This is a genomic window from Streptomyces sp. NPDC051020, assembly GCF_040683105.1.
Classification (GTDB): Bacteria; Actinomycetota; Actinomycetes; order Streptomycetales; family Streptomycetaceae; genus Streptomyces.
In genome coordinates this window covers 1-18,512 of sequence record NZ_JBFBCG010000005.1, presented here as the reverse complement: position 1 = coordinate 18,512, position 18,512 = coordinate 1, and the positions used below count along the sequence as shown (strand labels likewise).

General features: G+C 69.7%; 20 protein-coding genes, 1 tRNA gene and 1 pseudogene. 6 read left to right on the top strand and 16 right to left on the bottom strand.

The annotated features are described in order from the left end of the window. Positions 1 to 23: 23 nt before the first annotated feature. Positions 24 to 170, top strand: a pseudogene (locus tag AB0N06_RS04330) (site-specific integrase); the annotation flags it as partial. A gap of 89 nt (positions 171 to 259) precedes the next feature. Here AB0N06_RS04330 and AB0N06_RS04325 read toward each other — a convergent pair. Beyond that, positions 260 to 341: transfer RNA gene (locus tag AB0N06_RS04325), tRNA-Tyr, on the bottom strand. Between the two features lie 168 nt (positions 342 to 509). Between AB0N06_RS04325 and AB0N06_RS04320 the strand changes: the two genes are divergently transcribed. The 3 genes from AB0N06_RS04320 (at position 510) to AB0N06_RS04310 (ending at position 2,415) form a co-directional block, all read left to right on the top strand. Next, a complete protein-coding gene (locus AB0N06_RS04320) occupies positions 510 to 998 on the top strand; it encodes a YajQ family cyclic di-GMP-binding protein (protein ID WP_030926258.1) in 489 nt (162 codons plus the stop codon). A 191-nt stretch (positions 999 to 1,189) separates the two neighbouring features. Continuing rightward, complete coding sequence (locus tag AB0N06_RS04315; protein ID WP_366133229.1) at positions 1,190 to 1,699, top strand: methylated-DNA--[protein]-cysteine S-methyltransferase; 510 nt, start codon at positions 1,190 to 1,192, stop codon at positions 1,697 to 1,699. Positions 1,700 to 1,755: 56 nt separating this feature from the next. Further along, the gene (locus AB0N06_RS04310) at positions 1,756 to 2,415 is read left to right on the top strand and encodes an alpha-ketoglutarate-dependent dioxygenase AlkB (RefSeq protein ID WP_366133228.1); all 660 of its coding nucleotides are present in this window, start codon (positions 1,756 to 1,758) and stop codon (positions 2,413 to 2,415) included. 15 nt (positions 2,416 to 2,430) lie between these two features. Here AB0N06_RS04310 and AB0N06_RS04305 read toward each other — a convergent pair whose 3' ends face one another. From AB0N06_RS04305 to AB0N06_RS04235, 15 genes are all read right to left on the bottom strand, one after another. Next, positions 2,431 to 2,703: a GlsB/YeaQ/YmgE family stress response membrane protein gene (locus AB0N06_RS04305; RefSeq protein WP_366133227.1), complete on the bottom strand. Its 273-nt coding sequence runs from the start codon at positions 2,701 to 2,703 to the stop codon at positions 2,431 to 2,433. Positions 2,704 to 2,802: 99 nt separating this feature from the next. After that, positions 2,803 to 3,360, bottom strand: a complete 558-nt coding sequence (locus AB0N06_RS04300) for an SMI1/KNR4 family protein (RefSeq protein ID WP_366133226.1) — start codon at positions 3,358 to 3,360, stop codon at positions 2,803 to 2,805. A gap of 124 nt (positions 3,361 to 3,484) precedes the next feature. Continuing rightward, on the bottom strand, positions 3,485 to 3,877 hold the full coding sequence (locus tag AB0N06_RS04295; RefSeq protein WP_358856879.1) for a YccF domain-containing protein: 393 nt from the start codon (positions 3,875 to 3,877) through the stop codon (positions 3,485 to 3,487). Then, positions 3,874 to 4,737, bottom strand: a complete 864-nt coding sequence (gene htpX, locus AB0N06_RS04290; protein WP_366133225.1) for a zinc metalloprotease HtpX — start codon at positions 4,735 to 4,737, stop codon at positions 3,874 to 3,876. The genes AB0N06_RS04295 and htpX overlap by 4 nt, the downstream gene beginning before the upstream one ends. Before the next feature lie 212 nt (positions 4,738 to 4,949). After that, positions 4,950 to 5,411, bottom strand: coding sequence for a large conductance mechanosensitive channel protein MscL (gene mscL, locus AB0N06_RS04285; protein ID WP_366133224.1), 462 nt, complete (start codon positions 5,409 to 5,411; stop codon positions 4,950 to 4,952). 106 nt (positions 5,412 to 5,517) lie between these two features. Further along, a complete protein-coding gene (locus AB0N06_RS04280; RefSeq protein WP_366133223.1) occupies positions 5,518 to 7,062 on the bottom strand; it encodes an NADH-quinone oxidoreductase subunit N in 1,545 nt (514 codons plus the stop codon). Next, positions 7,059 to 8,609, bottom strand: a complete 1,551-nt coding sequence (locus tag AB0N06_RS04275; protein ID WP_366133325.1) for an NADH-quinone oxidoreductase subunit M — start codon at positions 8,607 to 8,609, stop codon at positions 7,059 to 7,061. The genes AB0N06_RS04280 and AB0N06_RS04275 overlap by 4 nt, the downstream gene beginning before the upstream one ends. Before the next feature lie 27 nt (positions 8,610 to 8,636). After that, positions 8,637 to 10,637 (bottom strand): NADH-quinone oxidoreductase subunit L, encoded by a 2,001-nt coding sequence (locus AB0N06_RS04270; protein ID WP_366133222.1) that lies wholly within the window; start codon positions 10,635 to 10,637, stop codon positions 8,637 to 8,639. Next, positions 10,634 to 11,044 (bottom strand): NADH-quinone oxidoreductase subunit NuoK, encoded by a 411-nt coding sequence (nuoK, locus tag AB0N06_RS04265; RefSeq protein ID WP_358856874.1) that lies wholly within the window; start codon positions 11,042 to 11,044, stop codon positions 10,634 to 10,636. The genes AB0N06_RS04270 and nuoK overlap by 4 nt, the downstream gene beginning before the upstream one ends. Next, a complete protein-coding gene (locus tag AB0N06_RS04260; RefSeq protein ID WP_327244868.1) occupies positions 11,044 to 11,598 on the bottom strand; it encodes an NADH-quinone oxidoreductase subunit J in 555 nt (184 codons plus the stop codon). Before AB0N06_RS04260 ends, nuoK begins: the two co-directional genes overlap by 1 nt. Beyond that, positions 11,595 to 12,191, bottom strand: a complete 597-nt coding sequence (locus tag AB0N06_RS04255; protein ID WP_366133221.1) for an NADH-quinone oxidoreductase subunit I — start codon at positions 12,189 to 12,191, stop codon at positions 11,595 to 11,597. Before AB0N06_RS04255 ends, AB0N06_RS04260 begins: the two co-directional genes overlap by 4 nt. Beyond that, the gene (locus AB0N06_RS04250; protein ID WP_366133220.1) at positions 12,191 to 13,159 is read right to left on the bottom strand and encodes a complex I subunit 1 family protein; all 969 of its coding nucleotides are present in this window, start codon (positions 13,157 to 13,159) and stop codon (positions 12,191 to 12,193) included. Before AB0N06_RS04250 ends, AB0N06_RS04255 begins: the two co-directional genes overlap by 1 nt. Continuing rightward, positions 13,156 to 14,418 carry an NADH-quinone oxidoreductase subunit C gene (locus AB0N06_RS04245; RefSeq protein WP_366133219.1) on the bottom strand — a complete coding sequence of 421 codons (1,263 nt, stop codon included), beginning with the start codon at positions 14,416 to 14,418 and terminating at the stop codon, positions 13,156 to 13,158. Before AB0N06_RS04245 ends, AB0N06_RS04250 begins: the two co-directional genes overlap by 4 nt. Then, positions 14,415 to 15,044 (bottom strand): NADH-quinone oxidoreductase subunit B family protein, encoded by a 630-nt coding sequence (locus tag AB0N06_RS04240; RefSeq protein ID WP_366133218.1) that lies wholly within the window; start codon positions 15,042 to 15,044, stop codon positions 14,415 to 14,417. The genes AB0N06_RS04245 and AB0N06_RS04240 overlap by 4 nt, the downstream gene beginning before the upstream one ends. Next, the gene (locus tag AB0N06_RS04235) at positions 15,035 to 15,436 is read right to left on the bottom strand and encodes an NADH-quinone oxidoreductase subunit A (protein ID WP_358856921.1); all 402 of its coding nucleotides are present in this window, start codon (positions 15,434 to 15,436) and stop codon (positions 15,035 to 15,037) included. Before AB0N06_RS04235 ends, AB0N06_RS04240 begins: the two co-directional genes overlap by 10 nt. A 178-nt stretch (positions 15,437 to 15,614) precedes the next feature. Here AB0N06_RS04235 and AB0N06_RS04230 point away from each other — a divergent pair, with 178 nt between their 5' ends. Both AB0N06_RS04230 and AB0N06_RS04225 read left to right on the top strand, forming a co-directional pair. After that, positions 15,615 to 16,814, top strand: coding sequence for a sensor domain-containing protein (locus tag AB0N06_RS04230; protein WP_366133217.1), 1,200 nt, complete (start codon positions 15,615 to 15,617; stop codon positions 16,812 to 16,814). Positions 16,815 to 17,062: 248 nt separating this feature from the next. Then, positions 17,063 to 18,418, top strand: coding sequence for a sensor domain-containing protein (locus AB0N06_RS04225; RefSeq protein WP_366133216.1), 1,356 nt, complete (start codon positions 17,063 to 17,065; stop codon positions 18,416 to 18,418). The last annotated feature ends 94 nt before the right edge of the window (positions 18,419 to 18,512 follow it).

The window sequence follows — 18,512 nt, the reverse complement described above, 5'->3', positions numbered from 1 at the left end:
TCGCCCTGCACTACCACGCGGCCGAAGCGGCACGCACCGTGCCGATCCCCCCTGACCTGGTCGTCCTGCTCCGCTGGCACATCGTCGCCCACGGAGTGGCCCCCGATGGTCGGCTCTTCCGCACCCGGCACGGTGGCCTGGTCCAGGACACCGGGTACGGCGAGGTATGGACAGGCTCTATAGCGGGCTGTCGGTCTTCACCTAAAGCGAAAGGGTCTGTGACCAACGTTTCCGCTGGTCACAGACCCTTTTGTTCGTGTGGCGGCGCCAGGGTTCGAACCTGGGTAGGCTGAGCCGGCAGATTTACAGTCTGCTCCCTTTGGCCACTCGGGCACACCGCCTCGAACGACGCTTCGGAACCTCATTGAGCGGGGCTCCTTGGCGACGACGTAAACAATACCTGATGACGTGGGGTGCTCCGCCACCTGATTGATCAGTGCTCGTGGCGGTGGGCGATGGCTAGGCTTTACGTCGTACCCACAAGCATTCGACGCAAGGAGCCACACGTCATGGCCGACTCCAGTTTCGACATCGTCTCGAAGGTCGAGCGGCAGGAGGTCGACAACGCCCTCAACCAGGCCGCCAAGGAGATCTCGCAGCGCTACGACTTCAAGGGCACGGGCGCCTCGATCTCCTGGTCCGGCGAGAAGATCCTGATGGAGGCGAACGGCGAGGAGCGAGTCAAGGCGATCCTCGACATCTTCCAGTCCAAGCTGATCAAGCGGGGCATCTCGCTCAAGTCGCTGGACGCGGGCGAGCCGCAGCTGTCCGGCAAGGAGTACAAGATCTTCGCCACGATCGAGGAAGGCATCTCCCAGGAGAACGCCAAGAAGGTGGCGAAGATCATTCGCGATGAGGGTCCGAAGGGTGTCAAGGCGCAGGTCCAGGGCGACGAGCTGCGGGTCAGCTCGAAGAGCCGGGACGACCTGCAGGCCGTGCAGGCGCTGCTGAAGGGCCAGGACTTCGACTTCGCCGTGCAGTTCGTGAACTACCGGTAGGTCCGTCTTCCGGTCGTCCGTCCGGGCGCGGGTGGGGCAGGCCGGGAGATACGCACCGGCCCGCCACGCACCCCATCGGACGTGATGTCCGAATGCCGCCGGTCGCGGGTGGCGGGCGGTCGCAGACTTGTCCGTACGGAACGGCGATGCGGGTGATTCGTCGCCCTGTACGGAGAAGAGAGGGACCGGCCATGACCATGTACGCGACCGTCGACAGCCCGCTGGGTGAACTGCTGCTGGTCGGCGAGGAATCACCGGCCGCCACCGGAGGTGTGGCGCTCGCCTCGCTCGCCCTGCCGGGCCAGAAGGGCGGCGAGGTCGTCCAGGACGGGTGGATCCATGCGCCGGGGGCCTTCGCCGGGATCGCCGCGCAGCTGGGGGCGTATTTCGAGGGGCGGCTGACCCGCTTCGACATCGCGTACGCGAAGGGTCGGGGCACGGAGTTCCAGCGTCGGGTGTGGAGCGCGCTGGACACCGTCCCGTACGGGGAGACGGTGTCCTACGGGCAGATCGCCGAGCGGATCGGCGCACCCGGGGCGGGTGTGCGGGCCGTGGGGACGGCGATCGGCCGCAATCCGCTGCTGATCGTGCGCCCGTGCCACCGGGTGATCGGTGCGGACGGGGCCCTGCGGGGTTACGCGGGCGGGCTGGAGTGCAAGGAGCGGCTTCTGGGGCTGGAAGGCGCTCTGACGGCGCGCTGAGCGGCCTGTGCGCCGGGCGCGTTGAGCGGCTGTGTACGGATGGGGGGGTGGGCGACATGGCGGGTCTCTTCCCGAGGCCGCGGGCCGTCGTGGGCCCGGGTGCCGTGCATGTGCCGGAGTGGTTGCCGGTGGAGCGCCAGCGGATGCTGGTCGAGGTCTGCCGGGAGTGGGCGCGGGGGCCGGTGCCCCTGCGGCACACGGTGTTGCCGGGTGGAGGGGTGATGTCCGTCCAGACGGTCTGTGTGGGGTGGCACTGGCAGCCGTACCGGTATTCGCGGACCGCGGATGATGTGAACGGGGCGCGGGTCGCCGATTTTCCGGACTGGCTGGCGGAGTTGGGGCGGGCGGCGCTGGTCGAGGCGTACGGGGAGGAGAGCCCGGTCGGGACGTACGCGCCGGACACCGCGCTGATCAATTTTTATGACGGCGCGGCGAGGATGGGCATGCACCAGGACAAGGAGGAGCGGTCCGGTGCGCCGGTGGTCTCGCTCAGCATCGGTGATACATGTGTCTTCCGCTTCGGCAACACGAAGGACCGTGGACGGCCTTATACGGATGTGGAGTTGGCTTCCGGTGACTTGTTCGTCTTCGGTGGGGAGTCACGCTTCGCGTTCCACGGTGTGCCGAAGGTCTGTCCGGGGACGGCCGATCCCGCGACGGGCATGAGCAGGGGCCGGCTCAATCTGACCCTGCGCGAGACCGGGTTGGGTGTCTGAGGCGCGGACGGGGCGTCAGTGGCGGTCCCGGGAGTTCCCGAAGAGCAGCCGGTAGACGATGAGCAGTACCAGCGAGCCGCCGATGGCCGAGATCCATGTCGCGGTGTCGTAGAAGTTCTTGGATATGGGGTGGTCGAGGAAGCGTGAGGAGATCCAGCCACCGATGAAGGCGCCGACGACCCCGATGAGGGTGGTGCCGACCAGCCCGCCCGGATCGCGGCCCGGGAGCAGCACCTTGGCAATGACTCCGGCAAGCAGTCCGAGAATGATCCAACCGATAATCGTCATGCTGGCGAACCTACCGTTCACTTGGCTGTGGAATCCAAGACGTCGGGTGGGCGTGGACGGTTGCTGGTCGAGCGGGATGAGCGGCAGCTCACAGCCTGTTCATATGCGGGTGTTGTAGTCCGGCCAGGGCTGCAGGTCCATTGCTTCGTCGTCGGCGTCCTCCCCGTACCAGCCCGCTCCGTCCAACCATGTGCGCAGCCAGGTGGCGAGATCAGGCTGGTCGACATACCAGGCGTGCTGCGGTTCGTCGGCGTTCGGCTCGAAGAGCAGGACGGTGGTGCGGTCGGTGCGGCAGTCCACGCAGCTGTACATGCCGCACCCCAGGCTGCATATCGGCAGTACGCCTTCCGGCCACGGCCACTGCCCTTCCTCGCTCGCGGATCTGCGGTGGGCGAGGTATTGCTCGACGGCGGAGTGCTCGCCGTCGGGGGCGGGGCTGCCAGTGAGGGGCAGCAGACCGTATTCCGGGCCGAAGCCGCCGTTGGCGATCCGGGTGTAGAGGGCGGTCAGCAGTGGCGGCAGCGCGAAGCCGAGGGCCGCTTCGGCCTGGGCGATGTCCTGGGTGGACAGAGCTGCCGGGAGGGGGTGCTTCTCCCACCGTGGGGTGGTGTGCGCAGTCTTCTCCACGGCCGTCAGCAACTGCTCGGTGTCGTTCATGGGTTCATGGTGGAGGACGGCACTGACAATCAGTGGAGGGTGGCCTGATGCCCTCCTGTGCAGTCGGGGGCGTTTCGACGGATGGGCCGCCCGGCTCCCCACTGCCCCCTGGTCGTGTTGTGTTCTACCGGGTGGCGAACGGCTGATCCGTTCGGACGATTTCCTTGCCGAAGGGCATGAGGGAGACCGGGATCATCTTGAAGTTCGCGATGCCGAGCGGGATGCCGATGATCGTGATGCAGAGGGCGATTCCGGTGGTGATGTGGCCGAGGGCCAGCCACCAGCCTGCGAGGATCAGCCAGAGGATGTTGCCCACGCAGGAGGGCGCGCCGGCGTCGCGGCGGTCGACGACGGTGTAGCCGAAGGGCCACAGTGCGTAGATGCCGATGCGGAAGGCTGCGAGGCCAAAGGGAATGCCGATGATGGTGATGCACAGCAGGACGCCGGCGAGCATGTAACCGAGGAACATCCAGAATCCGCACAGGACCAGCCATATGACGTTCAGGATTGTCTTCATGGGCGATGACCTGCCATCTGCTCAAGTCGGGCAATGCGCTCCGCCATCGGCGGGTGCGTGGAGAACATCTTGGACATGCCCTGGCCGGGGCGGAAGGGGTTCGCGATCATCATGTGGCTCGCGGTCTCGATCCTCGGCTCGGGTGGCAGGGGGAGCTGTTTCGTTCCTGCGTCCAGTTTGCGCAGGGCGCCGGCGAGGGCCAGGGGGTCGCCGGTCAGTTGGGCGCCCGAGGCGTCTGCCTCGTACTCGCGGGAGCGGCTGACGGCAAGTTGGATGACACTGGCGGCGAGCGGGCCGAGGATCATGATCAGCAGCATGCCGAAGATGCCGGGGCCTTCGTCGTCGTTGGACCGGCCGACCGGGATCAGCCATGCGAAGTTGACCAGGAACATGACGACGGAGGCGAGTGCTCCGGCGACTGACGAGATCAGGATGTCGCGGTTGTAGACATGGCTGAGTTCGTGGCCGAGGACGCCTCGCAGTTCGCGTTCGTCCAGGATCTGCAGGATGCCTTCGGTGCAGCACACTGCCGCGTTGCGCGGGTTGCGGCCGGTGGCGAAGGCGTTGGGTGCCTGGGTCGGGGAGATGTACAGCCGTGGCATGGGTTGGCGGGCCGTGGTGGAGAGTTCGCGGACCATGCGGTAGAGCTGTGGCGCCTCGAATTCACTGACCGGGCGGGCCCGCATGGCCCGTAGTGCGAGTTTGTCGCTGTTCCAGTAGGCGTAGGCGTTGGTGCCGACGGCTACGAAGAGCGCGACGATCAGGCCCGTACGTCCGAAGAAACTGCCGATGACGATGATGAGTGCGGACAGGCCCCCGAGGAGTACGGCGGTCTTCAGCCCGTTGTGCCGGCGGTGCACGGTACGCCCTCCAAGTGGTGCAGCAGGGGAACCCTTGCTGGGTGGTGCTCCACTCCCCAGTGGAGCCTCCCGTACTGGTCAACGCCAGGCGAGGAGAGCTAGTTCCCTTGTGCGTGCGGCCGGAGGGCGGGGCCTGTCCGGCTGTTCGGGCCGGAGCAGGCGCTGGGCCGTACGGGTGTCGCGGTGTCGGTGCGGGCGGCCGCGGGGGTGGGTCAGCGCTGGGCGGGGATTCCGGCGAGCGCGAGGGCCTCGGGGTCGGGCTTGATCTCGCTGGTGCAGTGGGCGCAGCGGGAGGCGATGGCCGGGATGGCCGTGTAGCAGCGGGGGCAGTCGCGCAGGGTGGCCTTGATGTCGAGCTTCTCCTCGGCCTTGGCTGTGAAGCGGCTCTGGACCTTCGCCATGGGGACGACGACGCAGAAGTAGAGGACGGCGGCGGTGATCAGGAAGGCGATGGCGGCGCTGACGAACAGGCCGTAGGGGAACGTCACGCCCTCGACCTGGAAGGTGGCCTTGTTGAAGTCTCCGGTGCCTCGGGTGATGACTCCGATCAGCGGCACGATGAATGCGTTGCTGAATCCCGTGACGACTGCGGTGAACGCGGCTCCGACGGCGAGTCCGACCGCCATGGAGATCACGTTTCCGCGCAGGATGAAGTCCTTGAACCCGTTCAGCACTGCCCTGGCTCCTCTTTTGTGTGTACGTATGCGTGGTGTGCGGGCATGACCCTGCCCTGTGCGGTCCGGCCGAGGCAAGCCGATCTTGGGCGGGGCCGGTGCGTGGTCAGAAGAGGTTGACCGCGGCGAACCTGAGCACGAGCTGCGGGGCTCCGGAGAGCACGATGCCGACGGCGGCGGTGAGGGCGATCGCGGCGGTGAGGGACGCCGGTGCGGTCACGCGCAGGGTGGGTTCCGTGCCCGCTGCGCCTGCCGGGGCCGCCGCCGCCTCGGGCTCTTCCGGTCCGCGGAAGAGTGCCGCCGTCCACTGGAGGTAGTAGTAGAGCGCGATCACGACGTTGACGGCCATGACGACCGCGAGCCAGCCGAGGCCTGCGTCGACGGCGGCGGAGAAGACCGTGACCTTGGCGAAGAGGCCGACGATGCCTGGCGGCAGTCCGGCGAGGCAGAGCAGGAAGAAGGCCATGGCGAGGGCGGCGAGGGGGCGGGTGGCGTACAGGCCGCGGTAGTCGGAGAGACGGTTGTCCGGGCTTGTGCGGGAGACGAGGGCGACCACCGCGAAGGCGCCGAGGTTCACGACGGCGTACATGAGGGCGTAGGCGACGGTGGAGCCGATCTGGTCGTCGCTGGAGTACGCGGCGGAGGCGATCGGCACCAGGAGGTAGCCGGCCTGGCCGACGGACGACCAGGCGAGCAGGCGTACGGCGCTGCGGGCGCGGGTGGCGGTCTGGCGGAGGGCGGCGACATTGCCGATGGTCATGGTGAGTGCGGCGACGACGGCAAGTGCGGGTCCCCAGACGTCGGCGTAGGACGGGAATCCGATCACGGTGACGAGGATGAGCCCGGAGAAGCCGACTGCCTTACCGACGACCGAGAGGTACGCGGCGACGGGGAGCGGGGCGCCGATGTAGGTGTCGGGAACCCAGAAGTGGAAGGGTGCGGCGGCTGTCTTGAAGGCGAAGCCGACGAGGGTGAGAGCGACGCCCGCCTGGGCGAGGGTGTCGAGCTGACCTGGGACGGCGTCGAGTCGGGTGGCGAGTTCCGTGAGGTGGAGGGTGCCGGTTGTCGCGTACACGAAGCTGACGCCGAGGAGCGTGACGGCGGTCGCGACGACCGAGGAGAGGAAGAATTTCAGGGCTGACTCGGAGGAGCGCCGGTCGCCGCGCTTGATGCCGATGAGGGCGAAGGCGGGCAGGGAGGCGACTTCGAGGGCGACGACGAGGGTGGCGAGGTCGCGGGCGGCGGGCAGGAGTGCGGCACCGGCCGCGGAGGACAGCAGCAGGAACCAGAACTCGCCCGCGGGGAGCTTGCGGATGTCGCCGAGGGAGAGCAGTGCGGTGAGAAGCGCGCCGCCGAGGACGAGGAACTGGATGACCAGGGCGAAGTGGTCGGCCGTGTAGCTGCAGGCCGTGCCGGTGCCGGTGGTGAGGCAGAAGGTGGAGTGGTCGCCGTCGCGCAGCGGGACGAGGAAGGCGAGTGCGGCGACGAGTCCGGCGATGGTCGCCCAGCCGAGCAGCGGCTTGCGCTCCCGGGGGAGGAAGAGGTCGGCGACGAGGATGATCAGGGCGACCGTCGCGACGATCACGGGGGGTGCGATGGCGAGCCAGTCGACGGACTGGACGAGGCTGGTGGTCTCGGCCGCTGTGGTCACGACTTGCCTCCTGCGAGGAGCTTCTGCACGGCCGGGTCGGTGAGTCCGAGGAGGACGGCGGGCCACAGGCCGGCGAGGACGGTGAGGGCGGCGAGCGGCGTCCAGGCGGCGAATTCGTACGTCCGGATGTCGGCGATGCGGTGCGGTTCCTCGCGCTTCTCGCCCATGCAGACGCGGCGTACGACGATGAGCATGTACGCGGCGGTGAGCAGTGTGCCGAACGCGCCGATCGACATGAAGGTGAGGAAGGCGGGGCGGCTGAGGCCGCCGGCCGGGTCGAAGGCGCCGAACAGAGCGAGCATCTCGCCCCAGAATCCGGCGAGGCCGGGCAGGCCGAGCGAGGCGACCGCGGCGAAGGCGAGGAGACCGCCGAGGCGGGGGGCGCGGCCGTAGAGGGCGGCCCCGGTGGCGCCGGAGAGGGTGTCGAGGTCGGCGGTGCCGTAGCGGTCCTTGACTGCGCCGACCAGGAAGAACAGCAGGCCGGTGATGAGGCCGTGGGCGATGTTGGCGAAGAGCGCGCCGTTGACGCCGGTGGGGGTCATGCTCGCGATGCCGAGGAGGACGAAGCCCATGTGGCCGACGGAGGAGTACGCGATCAGGCGCTTGAGGTCGCCCTTGGAGCCGGGGCGGGCGAGCGCGAGGCAGGCGAGGGATCCGTAGACGATGCCGACGACGGCGAAGGCGGCGAGGTAGGGCGCGAAGGTCTGCATCCCGTCGGGGGTGATGGGGAGCAGGATGCGGACGAATCCGTACGTGCCCATCTTCAGCAGGACGCCCGCGAGGAGCACCGAGCCGACGGTCGGGGCGGCGGTGTGGGCGTCCGGGAGCCAGCTGTGCAGCGGCCACATCGGGGTCTTGATCGCGAGTCCGATGCCGATGGCGAGAACGGCGATGACCTGCACGGACGAGGTGAGCCCACGGCCGTTGTCAGCGGCGAGTGCCACCATGTCGAAGGTGCCGCTCGTCAGTCCGATGAGGAGCAGGCCCAGCAGCATGATCACTGAGCCGAGCAGTGTGTAGAGGATGAACTTCCAGGCGGCAGCCTGCTTCTGTGCGCCGCCCCAGCGGGCGATGAGGAAGTACATCGGGATGAGGACCATCTCGAATGCCAGGAAGAACAGCAGCAGGTCGAGGACGGCGAAGGTCGCGAGAGTGCCGGACTCGAGGACGAGGACGAGTGCGACGAAGGCCTTCGGGGAGGGGCCCTCGGGCATTTTGAAGTAGCTGTAGAGCGCGCAGAGGAAGGTCAGCAGCGCGGTCATGACGAGAAGGGGGAGCGAGATGCCGTCGATGCCGAGGTGGATGCGGACGTCGAGCGCCGGGATCCAGCTGATGTCGGTGGTGGCCTGCATTTTCGACGGGTGGGCGTGGTCGAAGCCGAGGGCCAGGACGATCGCGGCGATGAGGATCGCGCCGGTGACGGTCACGCCGTGGCGGAGCACGGCCTGGTCGGGGCTCTTTCCCTTCAGCCCGGGCGGGGCGGGCAGGAGAGCGGCGACGGCGCCGATGAGCGGGCCGACGACGATGAACGCGAGAAGGAACTGCATCACGGATTCGCTGATATCGATCACGGCTCACGACCCGGCGTTGACGTTGGCAAAAACGACGGCGGCGATCGCCAGGACAAGGGAACCGGCGAGCAGTGCGCTGAGGTAGGTCTGCACGTTGCCGGTCTGGGCGCGGCGGACGGCGGCGCCGAGCCAGCGCGCGCCGGTGCCGGCGCCGCGTACGTAGGTGTCGACGACCTCGCGGTCCAGGAAGCTGACGAGGCTCGCCGCGGCCTGGACGGGGCGGACGAACAGCGTCGCGTAGAGGGCGTCCAGGTGGAAGCCGGTGGCGGCGTGGCGGTGGAGCGGGCCGAGCAGGAGCCGTCCGGGGTCGGCCGGGTCGGGGGTCCCCGGGGTGTCGCCGTATCCGGCGGTGTGGTGGGTCATGGCCTCGGCCTCGATGAGTGCGGGTTCGGCGTCGGGGTGGGCGACGACGGCACCGGCGGGGGTGCGGGCGGCGAGGGCCGTGGTGTGGCGCCAGGCGCCGTAGGTGACGAGGCCGCCGACGAGGCCGACGCCGGTGGAGAGGACGGCGGTGGTCACGGACGGGGTGAGGCTGTGGCCGTCGAACCAGTCGGTGATCACGCCGACGGTGAGTCCGAAGCCGATGGTGGGGATGGCGAGGACCCAGAGGACGGCGGTCATCGCGACGGGCTGCCTGCCGTGGTCGGGGGCCTCGGCGCCGCGGCCGCGGAAGGCGAGGAGCCAGAGGCGGGTGGCGTACGCGGCGGTGAGGACGGCGGCGAGCAGTCCGGCGACGAGGACGGTCCAGCCGGCGGCGGCCGGGGCGACGTGGCGTTCGCCCAGGGCGGTGTGTTCGGCGGCGACGAGGATGGCTTCCTTGGAGAAGAAGCCGGCGAACGGCGGGATGGCGGCGAGCGCGAGGAGGGCGACGGTCATCGTCCAGTAGGCGTCCGGGATGCGCTTCGCCAGTCCGCCCATGCGGGACATGGCGGTGAGCGAGTTGGTCCCGGCGGCGTGGATGACCACGCCGGCCGCGAGGAAGAGGACGGCTTTGAACGCGCCGTGCGAGAGGAGATGGAAGACGGCGGCGCCGCGGTCGCCGACGGCCAGGGCGCCGGCCATGTAGCCGAGCTGGCCGATGGTCGAGTAGGCGAGGACCCGCTTGATGTCGTCCTGGGCGAGCGCGGCGAGTCCCGACCCGATCATCGTGACCGCCGCCATGACGGCGAGGACGACGAGGGCGGCGCCGGATTCGGCGAAGACCGGGAGGAGCCGGGCCACGAAGTAGATGCCGGCGGCGACCATCGTCGCGGCGTGGATCAGCGCGGAGACCGGGGTCGGGCCGGCCATCGCGTCGGGCAGCCAGGTGTGCAGGGGGAACTGCGCGGACTTGCCCGCGACGCCCGCGAGGAGCAGCAGGGCGATGAGAGTGGGGTGGTCGAGCCCGCCGTGGGCGACGGCGCCGAGGATGCCGGTGATCCGGAATGTGCCGGTGTCGGCGGCAAGCGCGAACAGGCCGATCAGGAAGGGGACGTCGCCGAGCTTGGTGACCAGGAACGCCTTGAGGGAGGCGGCGCGGGCTTCGGGTGTCTCCCAGTAGTGGCCGACGAGGAAGTACGAGCAGATGCCCATGACTTCCCAGCCGACCAGCAGCACCATCAGGTCGCCGGAGTAGACGACGAGCAGCATCGCGGAGGTGAACAGGGAGACGAGTGCCGCGTACGAGGGGTAGCGGGGGTCGTGGCGCAGATAGGCGGTCGAGTAGATCTGTACGCAGGTCGCGACGAGACCGACCAGGACGGCGACGAGGACCGCGAAGCCGTCGAGGTGGAGGGCGAGGTCGATCGGGACCGAGCCGGTGGGTGTGAGCCGGGTCGACGCATCGATGGCCGGGCCGCCGCCTTGGCGTGCGGCGACGACGACGGCGATCACGGCCGCGCCGAGGGTGGGGAGGATCGCGAGGGGGCGTACGTACCCGGGGGCGGTGCGGCCGAGGAGCAGGCCGGTGGCTGCGCCCAGGAACGGAAGGAGGGGAACGAGGACGGCGAGGGTCGTGGTGGTCACGCGGTGGCCTCTGCCTTCTTTGCCTTCCCTGCCGCAGCAGTGGCCTGGTCTTCGGTGCCGGTGGTGTCGTCCTCGTCGCCGGGGAGGGATTCCGCGGCGTCGGTCTCGGCGGTGTCGCGGAGGCGGTCGACGTCCGAGCTGCCGCGGTTGCGGTGGACGGCGAGGACGATCGCGAGGCCGATGCCGATCTCGGCTGCGGCGATGGCGATGGTGAAGAGGGTGAGGGCCTGGCCGGAGTGCAGGGCGTCGCGGAACCAGACGTCGAAGGCGACGAGGTTGAGGTTGACGGCGTTGAGCATCAGCTCGACGGACATCAGGACCAGGATCGCGTTGCGGCGTGCGAGGACTCCGTACAGCCCGGTGCAGAAGAGGAGGGCGGCGAGCACGGCGGGATAGGCGAGGTGCATCAGCTCTGCTCCTTACTGCGCTTGCGGGACAGGACGATCGCGCCGACAAGGGCGGCGAGCAGCAGGACGGAGAGTGCTTCGAAGGGCAGCACCCAGTGCCGGAAGAGGAAGGCGCCGGTGGCTTCGGTGGATCCGTGGGCCGGTCCGTCCAGGTCGATCCAGGTCGTGCGGAAGGCGTCCACGACGACCCAGACGAGGGCGGCCGCGGCGGCGACGGCGACACCGAGGGCGGCCCAGCGGTTTTCGGAGTCGGCGTCCGGGGAGCGGCCGATGGGGGCCTTGGTGAGCATCAGCCCGAAGAGAAGGAGGACGACGACGGAACCGACGTAGATCAGTACCTGTACCCAGGCGATGAACTCCGCGGTCAGCAGGAGGTACTCGACGGCGAGGCCGCCGAGCGCCACGACCAGCCAGAGGGCGGCGTGCACCAGCTGCTTGGTCGTGACGGTGATGAGGGCTGCGCCGATGGTGGCGACGCCGACCAGGACGAAGGCGATCTCGATGCCGGTCGGGGAGAGGAAACCGGGGTGGGCCGCGGCGGCTGCGAGGGTCACTCCTTTCCTTCCTCTTCTTCCTGCTGCGGGGTCTGCTGGGCTTGCTGGGCTTGCTGGGCTTCTTGGGCGCGCTGAGCTTCGAGCTTCTCCGCCGTCTTGCGGGCGGCGGCGATCTCCTTCGGCTCCTCCGCACCCGGATCGAGTGCGGGCGGCTCGGGCACCGTCCACATCCATTCGCGGAGCTTGTCCCGCTCATGGGTGAGTTCGAGGATGTCGGTCTCCGCGTACTCGAACTCCGGCGACCAGAACAGCGCGTCGAAGGGACAGACCTCGATGCAGATACCGCAGTACATGCAGAGGGAGAAGTCGATGGCGAAGCGGTCGAGCACGTTGCGGCTGCGTTCGCGGCCACCCGGTGCGGCGGCGGGCACCGTCTCCTTGTGGGAGTCGATGTAGATGCACCAGTCCGGGCACTCACGGGCGCAGAGCATGCAGACCGTGCAGTTCTCCTCGAACAGCCCGATGACGCCGCGGGAGCGCGGCGGGAGTTCGGGCTGAACGTCGGGGTACTGGGCGGTGACCGTCTTCTTCGTCATCGTCCGCAGGGTGACGGCCAGACCCTTGGCGAGGCCGGAGCCGGGGATCGGAGGCATTAGCTGATCGCCACCTTCACGATGCCGGTGAGCGCGATCTGCGCGAGAGCGAGCGGGATGAGCGTGGTCCAGGCGAGCTTCTGCAGCTGGTCCTCGCGGAGGCGGGGGTAACTCACCCGCAGCCAGATGACGACGAAGGCGAGGACCGCGATCTTGAGGAGCGTCCAGACCCAGCCGAGTCCGTCGGCACCGAGCGGGCCGTGCCAGCCGCCGAGGAAGAGGACGGTGGTCAGTGCGCTCAGGACGACGATACCCGCGTACTCGGCGAGCAGGAACAGGGCGAAGCGGAGGCCCGTGTACTCGGTGTACGCGCCGAAGATGATCTCCGAGTCGGCGATCGGCATGTCGAACGGCGGGCGCTGCAGTTCGGCGAGTCCGGCCACGAAGAAGACCAGGGCACCGACGATCTGCCACGGCAGCCACCACCACTCGAAGGCGTTGACGATGCCGGGAAGGGAGACGGTGCCTGCGGCCATCGCGACGGAGGCCGCGGCGAGCAGCATCGGAAGTTCGTACGCGAGGAGCTGGGCGGCGGTGCGGAGACCGCCGAGGAGGGAGAACTTGTTGGCCGATGCCCAGCCCGCCATCAGTGAGCCGAGCACTCCCACGCCCATGACGGCGAGGACGAAGAAGATGCCCGCGTCGACCACCTGGCCGACCGCGCCCTCGCTCGGGCCGATCGGAATGGCGACGAGTACGAGGAGGTACGGGAGGAGGGCGACGGCGGGGGCGAGCTGGAAGATGCGGCGGTCGGCCTCGGCCGGGACGACGTCTTCCTTCTGCGCGAACTTCACGCCGTCGGCAACGAGCTGGGCCCAGCCGTGGAAACCGCCCGCGTACATGGGGCCCAGGCGGCCCTGCATGTGGGCCATCACCTTGTGTTCGGTCTGGCCCACGACGAGGGGGACGACCATGAACACCCCGAAGACGATGATGAGCCGGAGGGCGACGTCGAGTACGTCGTTCACGCGGTATCGCCTCCGGCGGGGTGGTCAGGGGTTTCAGGGGTTTCAGGGGTTTCGGGGGTTTCGGGGGCGACCGCGGGTTCGGTGCCTTCGGGGGTGGGGCCGCTGCGCGGGGCCTCTCCCCTGTCCGCCCCTTCCCGCACCGGGGGCTCCGCCTCCGGGCCGCCGCTCCTCGGACGCCGGGGGGGTTGCGAGGTGTCCGGTTCGGGGGTCGCGTCGAAGGCCGGGCGGGCGTGGTGCCAGGGCGCGTCCGCGCCGCGGGACCTGGGTGCCTGCTCCGGGGCTGCCGCCTCCGGCGTCGGTTCCAAGGGCGCGGTCTTTGAGGGCGCGGTCCCCGCCGCTGCCGACGGGAAGGTGGTCGAGTCCGTCGCCGCAGTGCCCGGCGCGCCGGACTTCGGCGTGGCCGCCGAAGGCGCCGCTTCCGTCACTCCCGGCGTCTGCTCCACCGGAGCCCCCTGCTGGCTCGCCGAGCCCTGGGACGCGCTGCGGGTGCGGCGCGGAGTCGCGGTCGGGGTGGTGGCCGGCGGCGTGGTCCCGGTACCCGCGGCGGCCGGGGCTGCCGGCTCGGGCTGCTGGCTCGCCGAGCCCTCGCTCACGCTGCGGGCCCTGCGCACGGGGCGGTCGCCCGCGGGGCGGGCTGCTCGGGCCGGGCGGGCCGGGGCAGGCGGGAGCTGGCCCTTGAGGGGGCCCCATTCATTCGGGTCGGGCACGCCCGGCGGCAGCATCGTGCGCCGCTTGGGGCCGCCGTGCTCGGATTCGCCCGGTTCCTTGGCGCCCGGCCATGCTTTGGCGACCCTCGCCGCCAGGACGAAGTCCTTGCGCAGCGGGTGACCCTCAAAACCTTCGGGGAGAAGAAGGGGGACCAGGTGCGGGTGGCCCTCGAAGCCGATGCCGAACATTTCGTGGGTCTCGCGCTCGTGCCAGGCGGCGCCCGCGTAGACGTGGGTGGCGGTCGGCAGGACCGCGGCGTCGTGCGGAACGGTCGTACGGAGCAGGAGCCGACGGACCTTGCCCGCCGCCGGGGCGGCGACATGGGCGCAGACACGGAAGCCTGTGCCGGGTTCATCGACTGCGCTCAGCCAGTCGAAATAGGTGCAGCCCAGCAGGGAGCGGGCCGTCTCGAGGGCGGTGGTCCAGGCGGCCGGCGGGACGTCGACGGTCAGCAGGTCGTACGCGTACTCCGCCGTGGCGTCCTCGCCGAAGAGTTCGGTGACGGCTTCCGGCAGGCGGTCGTAGGCCTGCGCCGTTTCCGGATCAGTCACTTCCGCTCCTCCCCCGGGGCCGGCGGGGCGGCGACCAGGCCGCTGCGGAGTGCGGCGGTGGAGGGGCGGCTGCCGCCGGTCGCGTACCGCTCGCCCAGCGACTCGCGGGCGATCTTCTCCTGGAGCTTGAGGATGCCCTGGAGCAGGGCTTCCGGGCGCGGCGGGCAGCCCGGTACGTACACGTCGACGGGGATGATCTGGTCGACGCCCTTGGTCACGGAGTACGAGTCCCAGTACGGGCCGCCGCAGTTGGAGCAGGCGCCGAAGGAGATGACGTACTTGGGCTCGGGCATCTGCTCGTACAGCCGCTTGACGGCCGGGGCCATCTTGTCCGTCACCGTGCCGGAAACGACCATGAGGTCGGCCTGGCGGGGCCCCGGTGCGAACGGGATCACGCCGAGGCGGATGAAGTCGTGCCGGGCCATGGAGGCGGCGATGAATTCGATGGCGCAGCAGGCGAGCCCGAAGTTGAAGACCCAGAGGCTGTAGCGGCGGCCCCAGTTCAGAACCACCTTCATGGGCTCGGGTGCGAGCCGGGAGAGCACGCCGAGCCGTTTCGGTTCGGGCAGCAGCATTGGTTCGGGCCGGTGCTGCGGCTCGGGGGTCTGCGGGCTCGTCACGTCCATTCGAGGACGCCCTTCTTCCATGCGTAGAGCAGTCCCACGGCGAGGAAACCGAGGAAGATGAACATTTCCACCAGTGTGGTCGCGCCGTATCCGGGTGCTGCAAATACAGTCGCCCACGGGAACAAGAAGATCGAGTCGACAGCGAAGATCACATAGAGGAATGCGTAGACGTAGTAGCGAACCTGGGTGTGCGCCCAGCCCTCGCCGACGGGGTCCACGCCACATTCGTAGGTGAGGAGCTTCTCCGGTGTCGGCACCACGGGGCGCAGCAGCCGGCCCGCTCCGAAGGCGACGGCGACGAACAGCACGCCGATCACGGCGAGCAGTCCGACGACCGAATAGCTCTGGAAGTAGTCCGTCGCGAGAACGGTCGATTCCGGCAGGTCCGCCACGTAGGCCACGTCCGCCCCTCCGCTCCCTCATACCTGTTCGACGTCTGTACGCACGGGAGTCTAGGCCCTGCTAAAGAAGTGGTAAGCAGCCGCGTCGGGCAAGGGGTGGGGTTATCCCTACCTCACCCCGCCCATGAACCCCATGGCGTGCGCGGGCCCGGCCCGGCAGGCTGGGCGCATGACCTTGAGCCCCCCGGCGCCCGACAACGACCGGCCGCCGCCCGCCCGCTTCGCACTGGATCCGTGGACGTGGAAGGAGATCTCCTATCTCCTGTCCAACCTGCCGATGGCCGTTGCCGGGTTCGTTTACACAGTTTTCATGATCGGTATCGGCGTGGGGCTTTCCGTCACGGTGGTGGGTCTGCCGCTTCTCGCCGGCGGGCTGCAGGGGGCGCGGCTGCTCGGCAGGGCGGAGCGGGGCCGGGCCCGGGCGCTGCTGGGGGTGCGTATCGACGAGCCGAGCGCGACCGCACTGGGCCGCCGTGACCGCGGCGTCCTTCCGTGGCTGTGGTCGAGTCTCAAGGATCCGGTGGGCTGGCGGGCGGTGCTGTATTCCTTCATCCGGCTGCCCTGGGGCGTGCTCACGTTCACGGTGACGTTCCTGAGTCTGTTCGTCCTGTGGCCCGTGCTGCCCTTCACGGCGCGGCTGCTGGCCAACGCGGACCGGGCGATGGCGCGGGGGCTGCTCTCGCCCTCGGACGAGCTGGAGCGCAGGATCGCCGAGCTGGAGTCGGACCGGGGTGTGGTCGTGGACACCGCCGCCGCCGACCTGCGGCGCATCGAACGCGATCTGCACGACGGCGCGCAGGCCCGCCTCGTCGCCCTCGCCATGGGGCTCGGCCTGGCGAAGGAGAGACTGACGCAGGACCCCGAGGCCGCCGCCCGCATGGTCGACGAGGCGCACGGCGAGGTGAAGGTCGCCCTGCAGGAGCTCCGCGACCTCGCCCGGGGAATCCATCCCGCCGTCCTCACCGACCGCGGCCTGGACGCCGCGCTCTCCGCCGTCGCCTCCCGCTGCACCGTCCCGGTGACGGTGGGCGTGGATCTGCCGTCGCGCCCTGCGGAGGCGATCGAGGGGATTGCGTACTTCACCGTGTCCGAGCTGCTGCAGAACGTCAGCAAGCACAGTGGTGCGAGTTCGGCGTCCGTCGAGGTGTGGCGGTCGGAGGAACGGCTGCTGATCCAGGTCAGTGACGACGGCCGGGGCGGGGCGCAGATGGGCGGCGGTACGGGGATGTCCGGGCTGGCGGAGCGGCTGGGGGCGGTGGACGGGCTGTTCGTCCTGACCTCGCCGGTCGGCGGGCCGACGACAGTCGTGGCCGAGCTGCCCTGGCGGGACCGGGGCGGGGACGGTGCAGGCGCCGCAAAACGGCCATAGGGCCTTTCTTGCGGATCGTGCCGGGCTCGCGGGGTTGCGGGTACACGCGTCGGACCCGCGCCCCGTTCCGGTCCGACCCCGCAGGAGGGGGCCCAGGCCGCAGCCGGGGGTGGGGAAAACCCCCGGCCGAAAAGGGATACCGGCCTCATGGTGAGGGGCCTTGCCGGACAGCACTCTTGAGGTGGCGGCCTGTACGGGCTGCCGAAGAAGACCCACTCCATCCGCCGAGCGGAGAAACGGACGGCACCATGGCCACGGCATACGGACCGGACACTCGCGACCCTCAGCGGTCCGGTTCCGGCCCCGAGGACCACTCCACGGTGAAGCACGTCGTTGCGGCGGCGCTGCGCGCGCCGTTCGAGGCGAGGACCTGGCGCGAGTTCGGCTATCTGTTGCTGAGTCTGCCCATCAGTACGGTGGTGTTCGGCCTCGCGGTGGCCCTGACCTCTGCCAGCGCGGGTCTGCTGATCACGTTCCTCGGCATTCCGCTCCTTGCCGGCACCCTGGCCATGTGCCGCGGAATCGGCGCCATGGAGCGGGCCCGGGCGCGGGGGCTGCTGAGGCTCCAGGTGGCGGATCCGGCGCCGGTGCGCGGCAGCACCGGCGGGCTGATGTCCTGGGTCGGCGCGGTGCTGAAGAGCGGGGCGTCCTGGCGGCACCTTCTCTATGCGCTGCTGCACTTCCCGTGGGCCGTCTTCGCGTTCATCTTCTCGTTGACGTTGTGGACGTGCGCGTGGGCGGCCTTCACGTATCCGCTGTGGCAGTGGGTCTTCCCCACCTACGCGGGGACCGGCGGCATCCAGCTGTACGGCGACGCCTCGCACGACATCTATCTCGACTCGCCCTTCGAGCTGGCCAAGACCAGTGCGACCGGCCTGATACTCGTCCTCGTCACCCCGTGGATCGTCCGTGGCCTGACGTGCGTGGACCGGGTGATGGTGTACGGGCTGCTCGGGCCGTCCCGGCTCGCGTCGCGCGTCTCGGAGCTGGAGTCGGACCGGGGTGTGGTCGTGGACACCGCCGCCGCCGACCTGCGGCGCATCGAACGCGATCTGCACGACGGCGCGCAGGCCCGCCTCGTCGCCCTCGCCATGGATCTGGGTCTCGCGAAGGAGAAGCTGGCGCAGGACCCCGAGGCCGCCGCCCGCATGGTCGACGAGGCGCACGGCGAGGTGAAGGTCGCCCTGCAGGAGCTCCGCGACCTCGCCCGGGGGATCCATCCCGCCGTCCTCACCGACCGCGGCCTGGACGCCGCGCTCTCCGCCGTCGCCTCCCGCTGCACCGTCCCGGTGACGGTCGAGGTCGACCTGGCGTCGCGGCCCGCGCAGGCCATCGAGGGGATTGCGTACTTCACCGTGTCCGAGCTGCTGCAGAACGTCAGCAAGCATGCCTGCGCGACGCATGCGACGGTTGATGTGTGGCGTACGGCCGACCGGCTGATGCTGCAGGTCACCGACAACGGGCGGGGCGGCGCGGACCTGTCGGCGGGCAGCGGTCTGGCCGGTCTGACCGAGCGGCTGGACGCGGTGGACGGCATCCTCGTCGTCGACTCCCCGGTGGGCGGGCCGACGCGGGTCACGGCCGAGCTCCCGTGGCGCGGCTAAGAGGCCGCGCACATGGGTGGGGTGGAGGAAGGAGCGGGGCGAGGGGCAAGCCTGGCAAGGCGGAGGAGGGAGGCGACGCGGAGGGGGCCCCTCC